Annotated in this window: 11 protein-coding genes; 3 read left to right on the plus strand and 8 right to left on the minus strand. The window is 75.9% G+C overall.

The annotated features are described in order from the left end of the window. Positions 1 to 124: 124 nt before the first annotated feature. Both H7H31_RS09955 and H7H31_RS09960 read right to left on the minus strand, forming a co-directional pair. A complete protein-coding gene (locus tag H7H31_RS09955) occupies positions 125 to 2,284 on the minus strand; it encodes a VMAP-C domain-containing protein (RefSeq protein WP_187060101.1) in 2,160 nt (719 codons plus the stop codon). Positions 2,285 to 2,289: 5 nt separating this feature from the next. After that, positions 2,290 to 2,649 carry a CU044_2847 family protein gene (locus tag H7H31_RS09960; RefSeq protein WP_222624649.1) on the minus strand — a complete coding sequence of 120 codons (360 nt, stop codon included), beginning with the start codon at positions 2,647 to 2,649 and terminating at the stop codon, positions 2,290 to 2,292. Between the two features lie 499 nt (positions 2,650 to 3,148). On the opposite strand from H7H31_RS09960, the gene H7H31_RS09965 reads away from it, so the two are divergent. Both H7H31_RS09965 and H7H31_RS09970 read left to right on the plus strand, forming a co-directional pair. Continuing rightward, positions 3,149 to 3,328: a DUF6104 family protein gene (locus tag H7H31_RS09965; RefSeq protein ID WP_176164035.1), complete on the plus strand. Its 180-nt coding sequence runs from the start codon at positions 3,149 to 3,151 to the stop codon at positions 3,326 to 3,328. A gap of 284 nt (positions 3,329 to 3,612) precedes the next feature. Continuing rightward, positions 3,613 to 4,551 carry a serine hydrolase gene (locus H7H31_RS09970; RefSeq protein WP_187061231.1) on the plus strand — a complete coding sequence of 313 codons (939 nt, stop codon included), beginning with the start codon at positions 3,613 to 3,615 and terminating at the stop codon, positions 4,549 to 4,551. 123 nt (positions 4,552 to 4,674) lie between these two features. Here H7H31_RS09970 and H7H31_RS09975 read toward each other — a convergent pair whose 3' ends face one another. Next, positions 4,675 to 5,739, minus strand: coding sequence for a hypothetical protein (locus H7H31_RS09975; protein ID WP_187061232.1), 1,065 nt, complete (start codon positions 5,737 to 5,739; stop codon positions 4,675 to 4,677). A 137-nt stretch (positions 5,740 to 5,876) separates the two neighbouring features. Then, positions 5,877 to 6,635 (minus strand): TetR/AcrR family transcriptional regulator, encoded by a 759-nt coding sequence (locus H7H31_RS09980; protein WP_187061233.1) that lies wholly within the window; start codon positions 6,633 to 6,635, stop codon positions 5,877 to 5,879. Positions 6,636 to 6,962: 327 nt separating this feature from the next. Between H7H31_RS09980 and H7H31_RS09985 the strand changes: the two genes are divergently transcribed. After that, entirely contained in the window at positions 6,963 to 7,583 is a 621-nt protein-coding gene (locus H7H31_RS09985; protein ID WP_187061234.1) for a malonic semialdehyde reductase, read from the plus strand. Positions 7,584 to 7,731: 148 nt separating this feature from the next. Here H7H31_RS09985 and H7H31_RS09990 read toward each other — a convergent pair whose 3' ends face one another. From H7H31_RS09990 to H7H31_RS33795, 4 genes are all read right to left on the minus strand, one after another. Beyond that, positions 7,732 to 8,130, minus strand: coding sequence for a nuclear transport factor 2 family protein (locus H7H31_RS09990; RefSeq protein WP_187061235.1), 399 nt, complete (start codon positions 8,128 to 8,130; stop codon positions 7,732 to 7,734). A gap of 185 nt (positions 8,131 to 8,315) precedes the next feature. Further along, positions 8,316 to 9,251, minus strand: coding sequence for an NAD-dependent epimerase/dehydratase family protein (locus H7H31_RS09995; protein ID WP_187061236.1), 936 nt, complete (start codon positions 9,249 to 9,251; stop codon positions 8,316 to 8,318). A gap of 92 nt (positions 9,252 to 9,343) precedes the next feature. Continuing rightward, positions 9,344 to 11,791: a non-ribosomal peptide synthetase gene (locus tag H7H31_RS10000; protein ID WP_232109768.1), complete on the minus strand. Its 2,448-nt coding sequence runs from the start codon at positions 11,789 to 11,791 to the stop codon at positions 9,344 to 9,346. Beyond that, complete coding sequence (locus tag H7H31_RS33795; RefSeq protein ID WP_232109769.1) at positions 11,692 to 12,264, minus strand: AMP-binding protein; 573 nt, start codon at positions 12,262 to 12,264, stop codon at positions 11,692 to 11,694. Before H7H31_RS33795 ends, H7H31_RS10000 begins: the two co-directional genes overlap by 100 nt. Positions 12,265 to 12,557 lie beyond the last annotated feature (293 nt).

Consider the following 12,557-nt stretch of genomic DNA (forward strand, 5'->3'; position numbering starts at 1 on the left):
GCACAGTCACAGCTTGCTCCTCGTCGCTCGGTTGTCGATGGCGGGAGCGCCGACCTCGACTCGACGGTATCGCTCAAACGCGTCGAGCGTGGCGGGGACGCCCAAGGCGGGGTACGGCCGGTCGTCACGGTGCCTCCAGCGGTTGGTCGGTCCCCGGCAGCGGGCGCGTGGGGTCGTCGTACAGGAGGGCGACGCCCTCGGCCCAGTACGCCTCGGGGACGCCGTCCTCCAGGTCGGCGCGCAGGTGCCAGACGGTGCTGGGCAGCCGGTCGGCCTGCCCCGCGTGGGCGACCGTGCCGGTCGCGCCCCGGTGGAAGTCCGCGCACACCCCGTCCCGGCCCACCGGTTCGCGCCGCCACAGCACCACGTCGTGCCCGCCGTCCATCACCTGGCGTAGGGCGCCCGGATCGGCGCCCGGGTCGGCGGACCGGCACAGCACCGGGAGCAGGAAGCTGTCCCAGGCCAGCAGCTCGGCGACGGTGGGCACCGGCTCGGGCCGCCCGCCGTCGCAGTCGAGCACGAAGGGGCGCATGGGTCCCACGTGCGCCCGCTTCCACCGGGACTGGCGCGGCGTGCTCACCTCGCCGGTCTCACCCCCCTCCGTGTCGTACGTCCCGACACCCCTGTCCATGCCCGCCGGGTCCGCCGGCTCGCGGTCGGCGCAGCGCACCACGACGGGCCGCACGCTCCCCAGCGGCCGGTCCTCCAACGGCGGCACCCGCCACTGGTCGACGGGGAAGCCCAACAGCGCGTACGGCAGGGCGACCTGCAGCGTCACCGGGCGGCTCGGCTCGTCGCCGCGCCGAAAGGACTCGGCCAGCGCCGCGCGCAGCCGCTCGGGCGGCGCGTCCAGGCCCCGGATGCCGAAGTCCTCGTCCACCGAGACGAGTTCCCCCGACGGGCGCGCCACACACACCCGCCAGTCGTAGCTGCCGCGCTCCCAGCCGCGCGGGATGATCTCCAACAGGGTGTGCGAGCGCGCGACGGTCTCCGAGGTCACCGGCGCCCGGCCGACCGCGGCCACCGCGCGCGGGCGCGCGCCCAGCGCGTCGACGGCGTGCGTGCCCGGCCGGGAGTGGGTGATCTCGACGGACGCCGCGTCCCGGCGCAGCCGCAGCCGCGCGGCCCGCTCGCCGCTGAGCGCGTTACGGAAGGCGCGCGGCAACTCGGCGTCGGCGGCGGCCCGAGCCGCCCAGTCGCCCAGCGCGCGCTCGGTGCCGGGCGCCGCGGGGTAGGGCCGGTCGGCGGTCGCCACGTGCACCGCGTAGCGCAGCAGGGCCTCCAGTTCGTTGCGGCCCTGCCGCAGGTCGTACAGGAGGCCGAGGCCGTCGCGCCAGCCGCGCGGCGCGGGCAGCCGCCCCTCGTAGGACTGTCCGCGCAGGCCGGTCACCAGCTCGTCCAGGCTGCGGGCGCTCACCGGCGGCGGCAACTCGGCGATCAGGCCGAGGAGTTCGACCCGCTGGCCCGGGGTGAGCGCGCGGCTCGCGGTGGCCCGCAGTTCGCTGAGGCCGTCGGTCCAGGTGGCGCGGCCGACGTGGTCGTTGCGGTGCTGGTCCGCGTGGTAGCGGTCGTGCGCGTGCATCACGCGCTGGTAGAGGTCGTGGCGCTCGTCGAGCACCGGCCCGGACGGGGAGGGCAGTCGGCGCAGTTGGACGACGGAGATCGCCAGGCCGCCGTCCCGGCCGTTGCCGCGCCTGGCCTTGAGCACGCCGATGACCTCGCCCCGGTCGAGGTCCACCAGCGGGCCGCCGGAGCAGCCCTCGGGGATCTCGTCCTCGTTGCCGAGCTTGAGCCGGCCGTCGGTGCCCAGCTCGCCCCTGATGGTGCAGCGCCCGCTGATGTCCTCGATCTCGCCGTCCTCCTCGGTGCAGCCGAAGAAGGCGACTTCCTTACGGGTGAAGACCTTCGCGGTCCGCTCGGAGAGCCAGACGCAGCCGTGCGGCGCCGGCTCCAGCATGCGGATTAGAGCCAGGTCGGGCGCGGGCCACAGGCCGCCGGCCGGGTTCGTCTCCGGCTGCGCCCACTCGACGACGCCGGGCACGGTGCGCCCGCCGAAGCTCAGCCCCACCTCGCGCCCGCCTCCCCTCCCGCGCATGGCCACGTGGGCGCAGGTGAGCACCCAGTTCGGGGCGATGAAGAAGCCGCTGCCCCAGGGCCGCGGAGCGGGCCCGTCCGGGGCATACCCGGGGCCCGGCGCGTGGATGCGTACCGTCGCCGCGGCGATGAGGGGGGCCAGGGTCTCGAAGGGGTCCACGTCGGCGTCGTGTGCGCCCCCGGTGCTCACCCTCCTCACCCGCCCGAGCCGAGGTCGGCCGGCGGCCCGCCCTCCCAGGTCAGGGACACGGTGATCGCCCCCTTGGCCTCGCCGTCCGCGAGCAGCCCCACGACCTTGCCGGCGCGGCCGGTGAGTTCGATGCCGAAGGACACCGTGACCTGGTCGGGCCGCGCCTCGCGCAGCGCGTCGGCGAGCGACCGCGAGACGCCGGTGATCAGCGCGTCCAGGCTCTCCATCCGCGCCAACACCCGATCGGCGATCCCGGTGTCCGCATAACTTCCCCGTGCGCCCCCCGTGAGCTCCTCCGCGCCTGAAATACGCGCCCATACCGGTGTGCCATCCGGTAGTTCGACACGGGTGATGTCGTCGCTCATGTCGCCCCCGCTCCCCAGCCGTTGGAAAAGGCTAGCCGCCTGGTGGGTGCGGCGCGAGGGGCCGGACGCGCGGCATCCGCACGGGGGGCGGGCCCGGCTCCGACGGGCGCCGGCGCAAGCCGGGCGCGGGGACGGAGCGGAGGCCGAGGCGGGACGGAGCGGGGCGGGCGGCCGGGGTGAGGTGGCCGTGGTCGGTCACCGCGACCGGGCGGCCGGGGCGAGGTGGTCGTCGTCGGCCGCGGCGACCGGGCGGCCGGGGCGAGGTGGTCGTCGTCGGCCGCGGCGACCGGGCGGCCGGGGCGGGACGCGCGGGTCGGTACGCGGGCGGTGCCGGGCGGGCCGGGAGCGCGGTGGAGGCGAAGGCGGGGCGGGAGGCCGGGGCGGGGGCGGGGCCCGGGGGCGGTGCGGGGCAGCGCCTATCCTGGAGGGCGACGGTCGGACCCGTACCAGCGGGGCGGCCGGGTCCCATCGCCCCCTCTCGTCTCTTGCGGAGCACGCCTTGTACTTCACCGACCGCGGCATCGAGGAACTGGAGAAGCGGCGCGGCGAGGAAGAGGTCACCTTCGAGTGGCTCGCCGAGCGGCTGCGCGAGTTCGTCGACCTCAACCCGGACTTCGAGATCCCGGTGGAGCGGCTGGCGACCTGGTTGGCCCGACTGGACGACGAGGACGACGAGTAGCCCCCGGCCCGCCGGCGCGGGCGGGCGACGCCCGCCGGGGTGAGGCGGCTAGCGAGGCGCGGCGTACGTGTGCCGGGCGGCGCCCCGCGTACGCCCCACGCGGCGCGCCCCACCGCCACGGCGGAGCGCTGGCGGCACGGCAGTCACACCCGTCACGAAATTCGAACATCTCCCGCACAACCTTTCGACCCCCTCGGCCCGTCTTGGATGCGGGGCGCACGCCGGTGCGCCGATGAGACGCCGTTGGCGGCGCACAGCGCGCCGCTGCCAGTGGGGGGACCACCATGCCGCACGACCGAATACGCCGTACGTCCCGCACGTCCGTTCCGGCCCTGGGCGCCCTCGCGGCGGCGCTGGCCGCGGGCGTGCTCGTGCCGCCGGCCACCGGCGCCGGGTCGGCCGCCGCGGCGGCGCCGAAGACCGTGTGCACCTCGAAGAAGGCGGGGCTCGCCGCCAAGCTGGCCAAGGACGTCGACGCGGCGCTGAAGGGCCGGCGCACGACGGCCGCGGTGGCGCTGAGCGACCCGAGCACGGGCACGGTGTGCACGCTGCGCGCCGACCAGAAGTACGACTCGGCCAGCGTGGTGAAGGTGACCGTGCTCGGCACCCTCCTGTGGGACGCCCAGAAGTCCAGGCGTTCGCTCACCCAGCGCGAGACCAAGCTCGCCACCGCCATGATCACCAAGTCGGACAACGACGCCACCACGGCCCTGTGGAAGCAGCTCGGCGTCACCCGGGTGAAGAACTTCCTGCGCGCGGCCGGCATGACCAAGACGGTGCCGGGCAGCGGCGGCTACTGGGGGCTCACCCAGATCACGGCGCGCGACGAGCAGCGGCTGCTGCACCTGGTCATGACCAAGAACACGGTGCTCACCGACGCCTCGCGGTCCTACGTCCGCAAGCTGATGAACCAGGTGGTCGCCGCGCAGCGCTGGGGCACCCCCGCGGGCGCGCCGAGCGGCACCAAGATCCACGTGAAGAACGGCTGGCTCTCCCGCGCCACGCACGGCTGGCGGGTGCACAGCATCGGCGCGTTCAGCAAGGGCGGCAAGGACTACACGATCACCGTGCTCAGCCACGACAACCGCACCATGCAGGACGGCGTGAACACCATTCAGGCGGTGGCCAGGGCCGTCCACAAGGACCTGCGCCCGAGCACGGCGGGCGCGCGGTACGCGCCGACCCTGACCCCGCAGGAGACCATCCCGCTGGTGCCGCGCTGACCGGCGCCGGCAGCCGTCTCGCCCCGACCGGGCCGGCGCGGCCCGGTCGGCATGACGCGGTCGGCATGACGCGGTCGGCATGACGCGGTCGGCATGATCCTGCCGGCGCGGGCCCGCGCGGCGTTACCCGTCGCGCGGGCCGCCCCGCGCCAGGCCGGCCGCGCCGTCCGCCGTCAGCAGCGCGCCCAGCAGCGCCCAGCCCGGTCGGCCACGGCGCAGGCCCCAGGCCGAGAGCGGGAGGCCGACGGCGAGTTGGGCCGCGCACACCGCCCGGGCCCGAGGGCCGCGCGGCCAGGACCCACGGGACCCGGCGTCCAGGTTGTCCAGTTCGGCCCGTACGGCGTCCCGCCAGCCGCGCCAGACCAGGGTCTCGGCGCCGGGGGCGGCCTGCGCGGCGGCGCGCAGGCGGGGTTCGGGCGCCCCGGGGGTGAGCCCGGGCGGCAGCCGTAGGCCCGCCCGGGAGACCACCGCGACGAGCCCGATCAGCCGCCGCGTGGCCGCCGCGACCGGCTCCTCGCCCGGGTCGGCGTGCGCCGCGTCGGCCAGCGCGGGGTTCGGGCCGTCGTGCGCCGGCGCCGCCCCGGTCAGCTCGTCCATGGCCGCGCCGTCGAGGACCGGGTCGAGGCCGAGCCGGGAGACCAGGGCGCGGGCGGCCTCGGCGTCGCCGGTCGGGGCGCCGTCCGCCGGCCAGACGAAGGTCAGCGGGCGCCGGAAGCCGGACGCGACCGTGAACCCGGCCCCCTCGGCGCCCCACCACACCCCGAGCACCGGCCAGGGTTCGCCGGCGGCGACCGTACGGGCCAGGTCGGCGAGGTCGGTCGAGTCCGCGACCACCGGCCGCCGCTCCACCCCGCCGCGCCCGGTGGCCCGGGCCACCGCCCCGGAACTGGCCGCGGAGACCACGCCCCGCCCCGCCCGGCTGAGCGCGGCGACCCCGGGCCCCACCCGGGGCCGGGTCCGTGCCGGGGCCGGGCCGGTCGTCGCCGCGTCCGGTTCGACGGTCGGCCCGTCGGGCTCCGCGGGCAGCAGCACGCTCCAGCCCGCGCCGGCCGGGGCGAGCAGCAGCGGCGTGGGCAGGAGGCTGGCCGACGGGCGTACGTCGTCGGGGTCGGCCCGACACAGCAGCAGCGCGCCGCTGACGGGCCGGGGCCTCGGTACGCCGGGACGGGAGGGAGAGACATCAGGCATGTTCACCACGCTATGAAGGTTCGTCCGGAAACAGGCCACTCGTCCGCATGTACCCCGAAACAGGCGGAGTCCTCCCCGGACAGGCTCCCGCTCTTATGCCCCGGACCCTCGAGTCAAGCCCGCTATGCCCGCATGCGTTACGCCCGATAGGCCCGCACGAACAGCTCCGCCGCCTCGTCGCACAGCGCCGCCGCCTCCTCCTCGGCCAGCGGCTGGGTCCCGTACGTCGAGGCGTGCAGCCCGCGCTGCACCAGCAGGGCCACCAGTTGTCGCGCGGCCCCGGCCGGGTCGGGGACGGCCAGCTCGCCGGCCTCGGTGCGCCGCCGCAGCAGGTCGGCGCCCGCGGTGACGAGCGACTGTGGCTCGCCGTGCGCGCAGGCCGGCCGCAGCGACGGGTAGCGCCCGGCCTCGGCGATGATCAGCCGGCGCAGCGCGGAGGCCCGCTCTTCGAGCAGCACGGCCAGCACCTGCCGGCCGTAGGCGGCGAGCGCGGCGCGGGCGTCCTCCGGCGCGGACCGCGCGCCCCCGTGCGCCGGCGCGGGCGGCGGTCCCTCGCCGCCGGGCGACCCGTCCGGCGGCTCGGCCCCGGCTCGCGCCCCGGCGGGCGCGGTCGGTGGCGGGGACGCGAAGCGCGTGGCCACGCGGTTGCGCTCGCCCTCGACCGCCGCGAGGAACAGGCGCTCCTTGCCGCCGAAGTGGTTGTAGATGGTCTGCTTGGAGACGCCCGCCTCCTCCGCGATGGCGTCCACGCTCGCGCGGTCGTACCCCTCGCGCAGGAAGATCGCCACCGCCGCCTGGAGAATGGCCTCCCGCTTGGCCGCCAGCCGACCGGCCGGCCGGCCGACCGCGCCGCCTCGACGCCCCTCGCGCGGCCCGTGTACCCGTTGCCCGCTCACGCCCGTCCTCCCCCGTCCGGGCGGGCGCCCTCGGCTCCCGCCCGTACGTCGTCGCGTACCGGAGCCCGCCACGCGACCGCCCGGGGCGCACGCCCGCGCGCCCCGGACGCACAGCGACCGCGGCCCCCGAACGCGCACGCGCCCACCGTGCGTGACCGGCCTTGCCCTCGTGTGACCGCCGACTCTAGCCTTCACTCCGAGCGCGAACTAGACAGCGCAGTCCATGAAATGCGTGCCGGTCTCCCGAAGGTTCCCGGGGCGCCCGCTGGCTTCCTTCCCGCTCCCCGACTCCCCCTCTCCCGTCCGCCACCGTCAGGAGACGCCTTCATGACCGCACCGGTACACAGCGACGCCAGCACGCACCTCACGCTCGGCCAGGAGGCCCAGGACCAGTTGTTCCGGGCCGCCCGCACCGCGAACACCTTCACGGACGAGCCGGTCACCGACGAACAGGTCGCCGCCATCTACGAGTTGGTCAAGTACGGCCCGACCTCGATGAACCAGCAGCCGCTGCGCGTGGTCCTGGTCCGCTCGGCCGAGGCGCGCGAGCGGCTGGTGCCGCACATGGCCCGCGGCAACCGGGCGAAGACCTCCACGGCGCCGCTGGTGGCGGTGCTCGCGGCCGACCTCGACTTCCACGAGGAGCTGCCCCGCCTGGTGCCGACCATGGACAACCCGCAGAAGGTCTTCGCCGACCCGGCCGTCCGGGCCGCCTCCGCGCGCTTCAACGCGGGCCTCCAGATCGGCTACTTCATCCTCGGCGTGCGGGCCGCCGGGCTGGCCGCGGGGCCCATGTCGGGCTTCGACCCGGAGGGCGTCACCACGGAGTTCTTCCCCGACGGCCGGCACCAGGCGCTGCTCGTGGTCAACATCGGCCGCCCGGGCCCCGACGCCTGGCGGGACCGGCTCCCCCGGCTCGGGTACGACGAGGTCGTGCGCTCCGTCTGAGGGCACGCGCCCCGGCGCACGCCGGCTCAGCCCGCGTGCGCCGGGGCGGTGACCGTCCGGGGCCGGGGCGGGCCGGGGGGCCTAGGCAGGGCCGTGCGCGGCGGGGGCGCCGTGGCGGCCGGTTCGCCCGTCCGCCCCGGCGCCCGGCTCAGCTTTCGATCAGCCGGTGGAAGGCCACCGTGTCGAAGATGTCCTCCATCCGGGCCGCCCTGCCGTCGCGCATCGTCCACGAGTGCACGAAGTCCAACTCGGCCGTGGTGCCCCGGCGCGAGGTGACCTCGCGGGTGCCGAAGACGACCACCCGGTCCCCGGCCTCGACGAACTCGCGTGGGTCGAGCCGCATCCCGCCCAGCACGGCCGGCACCCGGGCCAGGAACTCCCGGATGCCCGCGTGCCCCCGCTTCGTGCCGCCGAGCCCGTAGTCGGCCATCCCGTCGGGGTGGACCCACTCCACGTCGGGCCGCATGACCGCGAGCACGGCCTCGATGTCACGGCTGGCGAAGCCCGCGTACGCCGCACGGATCGCCTGGATGTTCTGGGACGTCACCGGTGAACTCCTCGATGGTGTGAGTCGGTTGTGTCGCGATGGTGGTGCGTGTCGGTCGTGCCGCCGCGTGTCGGGTCGCGCCGCGTGCTGGCGCGTGTCGTGTCGCGTGCTGCCGGTGTGGTGCCGGCTCGTGCCGTGCCGTGCCGGCTCGGTCGCCGGGGCGCGTCCGCCGGCCGGGTGCGCCCCTACGCACCCGTGTCGGCCAGCAGCCGCTCCGGGTGGTGCGCCGCCAGCGTGCGGCGCAGGCCCTCGCGCCAGCCGACCAGGCAGTCGCCGATGAGGCGGCGCCGCACCGTCGGGTCGAAGGCGTACGTCTCGCGGGTGACCTCGCTGGGGACCAGGCGCGGGGCGACGCCGGTCAACTCCTCCAGGTAGCGCAGGCAGTCGGTGACGCCGACCCGTTCGTCGCCGCCCCAGTTGACGACCGTGGCACCGGTGGTGGCCACCTCCCACAGCAGCGGCACCTGGCGGACCAGGTCGTCGGTGTACAGCGGGGAGCACCAGTTCTGGCCCTGGAGGGGCACCGCGATGGGCTCGCCGGCGAGCATGCGCTGGAAGTAGAGCATCGGGACGCCGCCGTAACCCCCTGGCCCGTACGCGATGTTGAGCCGCGCGATGGTCGTCGGCAGGCCGAGGACCCGCGCGAAGGCGCGCGCGGCGCCCTCGGCGGCGATCTTGGCCACGGGGTAGGCGGGCAGCCAGTCGGCGACGCCGCCCAGCGGGTCGCTCTCGCGGTAGGCGTGGTCGAGGGTCTGCCGCGCGTACAGGGCGCCCGTGGAGACGTACAGGAACGCCTCGGCGCTCGCGCAGTGCGCCATGAGGCGGCCGGTGGAGACGGAGTTGGCGGCCACGGCCGCGTCGAAGTCGCCGTCCTCGCCGCGCCGCACGGCGCTGTGCAGTACGTGGGTGAAGTCCGTGGGCAGGCCGTCGAGGGCCGCCGGCGAGGTGTCGTTCATGTCCCAGTACCGGGTGGTGATGGAGCGCTCGGCGAGGGCGCGCGCCACGCCCGGGGTGCCGAAGCGGCCCAGGCACCACACCTCGTTGCGCTCGGCCAGCGCCTCGGCCACCGGCCGCGCCACCTGCCCGGTACCGCCTGTGACCAGGATCTTCTTGCCTTCCACCGGTTCTCCTCGGGTTGGTTCGATTTGTCGTGCGCGACCGGCCACGGTCCCGGGCCGGGGCCGCAGGGCGCGCGCGGGGGCGCGCGGCCGTCTCACGGGCTCCCCTCGCCGAGCGCGTGGTCGAGTTCGCGGCGCAGGATGGCCTGGAAGGTGGCGACGTGGCGCGGGCCGAGCATCGTGTAGTGCTCGCCGGGCACCTCGATGTAACGATTCTGCGAGCGGGTGTGCTCGTCCCAGCGGCGTAGCTCGCGCGCCAACCAGTCCTCCTTGGTGCCACGCAGCGGTACGGCGTAGAAGACCGTCATGGACCGCACCGTCCCGCTCGGCTGGTACTCGCGGCCGAGCGCGGTCAGGCCGCTGGCCAGGCGCGCCCACGCGGTGAACTTCGGCAGGTCGAGGTCGAGGTCGCGCAGCCGGCGCGGCGGGGCGAGGTCCAGGAGGCGGGCCAGGCGCTCGTCGGCGGGCAGGGCGCGCAGTTCGGCGGGGAGTTCGCGCGCGCGCCGCCGGTCGACGAGGTCGAGGAAGAGGGCCAGATTGGTGGCGGTCTCCACGAAGTCCAGCTCGTCCATCCGGTACTTGATGTGCGGCGGCAGGTTGAGGCTGCCCACGAAGCCCACCCGCTCCCCCAGCGCCTCCAGCCTCTTGGCGATCTCGAAGGCCACGGCCCCGCCGTACGAGTAGCCGGCGATGGCGTACGGGCCGCGCGGCTGCCGGGCGCGGATGGCGCGCACGTACGTCTCGACCATCTCCGCGAAGCTGCCGAACGGCCGCTCCCCCGCGTTGAAGCCCCGCGCCCGCAGCGCGAAGAAGGGCCGGTCGCCGGCGAAGTAGCGGGCGAGGTTGACGAAGACCAGCACCTCGCCGACGCCCGGGTGCACGCAGAACAGCGGGGTCTTGTCGCCGCCGGTCTGCAACGGCACCACCGGGTCGTACGCGGCCGGGCCCGCGCCGGGCGGGCCGGCGTCCAGCCGCGCGGCGAGTTGGCGCACCGTGGGGGCGGTCAGCACGGTGATCACCGGCAGGTCGGCGACCGCGAGTCGGGTCGCGACCAGGCGGCGGAGCCGGAGGATGTCGAGCGAGGTGCCGCCGAGGTCGAAGAAGCTGGCGGTGGCGCTGACGCGGGCCGGCTCGCGCTCGAAGAGTTCGGCGTAGATGTCGGCGAGCGCCCGCTCGGTCGCCCCCTCGGGCGCGACGTGGCCGCCGAGGTGGCGCTCGGACTCCGCGGCGACCTCGGCGATCACCGCGTCGTACGCCCCGGCCTCCAGCCGCTCGCGCATCCGCTGCCGCAGCGTCTTGCCGAGGCTGGTCCTCGGGAACGCGGACGCGGGCAGCGGCAGCACGTGGGCCGGCCGGAAGCCCCAGTGCGCCACGACGGTGGCGCGCACGGTGGTCAGCAGCCGGTGCAGCGCGGCCCCGCTCGCCGCGGCCGGCTCCGGACGCAGGGCCACCACCAACTGCTCGGTGTCGTGGCCTGGTTGGCGGGTGGGGAAGGCCGCCACGTGACCAGGGGAGACGCCGTCCAGGCGTTCGACGGCCGCCTCGATGTCGGGGCTGAAGTAGTTGACGCCGTTGACGATGACGCTGTCCTTGGCCCGGCCCACCAGGGCGAGGTGCCCCGCCCCCGCCTCGCCGCCCACGAGCAGGCTCGGGGCGCCGTCGCCGAGCCCGTCGATCCGGCCCAGGTCGCCGCTGCGGAACCAGCCGTCGGGGGTGTGCGCGCGGGCCGTGGCGGCCGGGTCGCGGTGGTAGCCGTCGGTGATCATCGGCCCGCGCAGTTGCAGCTCGCCCACCTCACCGGCCGGGCACACGCGCCCCCGGGCGTCGGCGACGCGGATGCGCAGCCCGCGCACGGGCTGCCCGAGCGAGGCGAACTCGCGACCCGCGTCCACCCGCGGGAAGCCGCGCGAGTAGACGCTGCCGGCGCAGGTCTCGGTCATGCCGAAGGCGGGCCACAGGGCGTCGCCGCGCAGCCCGTACGGGGCGTAGCGGGCGAGGAACGCCTCGCCGGTGGCCCGCACGTTGGCCTCGCCGCCGCTGACGATGTGCCGCAGCGAACGCAGGTCGAGCCGCTCGCCGCCGGGGTCGTACGCCCCGGTTTCGGCTTCGGTCCCGCCCCGCGCCTGGCCGGCCGCACCCCGGCTGGCGGCGCGCTCACCGGCCGCACCGGCGGTGGGCGCAACGGCCGTGGGTGCATCGGCCCCGGGGGCACCGGCCGTGGGCGCGTCGGCCGCGTTGAGCAGCCCGAGGAGAAAGTTCGGCGTGAAGGTCATCGTGACGCGGTGGCGGGAGATCAGCCGGAGGAACTCCATCGGGTCGCCGAGGACGCGCGCGCTCGACACGTGGAACTGCTCGGCGCCCACCGCGAGCGGCAGCAGATGTGCCTCAAGGAGCGCGGCCACGTGGTCGAACGCGATCCAGTTCAGGGTGCGGTCGGCGCTGGTCAGCCGCTGCCGCTCGGCCTTGGCGGCCATCGAGGCCAGCAGGTTGGCGTGGGTGAGGCGCACCGCCTTGGGCCGCCCGGTGGAGCCCGAGGTGAGCACGAGCAGCGCGAGGCCGTCGGGGGCGACGGGGGCATCGGGGGCATCGGGGGCGCCGTCCGCCGGCGCGGCGGGGCCCGCGCGGGCCCCGGCTCGGTCTCGGCCTCGGCCTCGGCGTGGAGCTGGCCGATGGGGACCATCCGCACCCGGGCGCCCCGTGGCGCCGCGCCGGCCACCGGCTCGGTGGTCAGCAGCAGCGGGCCGTCGAGGAGTTCGCCGAGGTGGGCGAGGTGTTCCCGGGCGCGGTCCGCGTCGTCGGGCAGGGGCGGCAGCGGGCAGGGCACGAACCCGCCGAGCACGCAGCCCCAGAAGGCCGGGATCACGTCCCGTGGTCGGTCGAGCAGCAGCCCCACCGGGTCGCCCGGGGTCAGACCACGGCGCGCGAGGCCGGCCGCGAGCCGCTCGGCGGCGGCCAGCAGGAACGGATACGGCTGGAAGGCACTCTCTCCCATCGGATCGTCTGGGAGGTAACGCATGCCGGCATCGGGGTGGCTCCGCGCTGCCTTCCGCAGCAGTTGGGCGACGGATTCGGGCTCCGTCGCCGCGTCTGGTGTCACGACCGCGCACGGTGGGACCTGCGTCGATCCCACCGATCCCTCGCTCCGGTTCATCTCCGGCTCCCCTCCGGAACTCCCCTGCCATCGCAGGGGTACTGCGCCGCTTCAAGAGACAGTTCGTGACAGCCCGTCACCTCTCCCACGCGGGCCGCCACATGGGGAGAAGAACGTAGCAGTGGCGAAGATTCGTGAGCCATCCGTCGGACACCGCT

Source organism: Streptomyces buecherae (assembly GCF_014295035.1).
Classification (GTDB): domain Bacteria; phylum Actinomycetota; class Actinomycetes; order Streptomycetales; family Streptomycetaceae; genus Streptomyces; species Streptomyces youssoufiensis.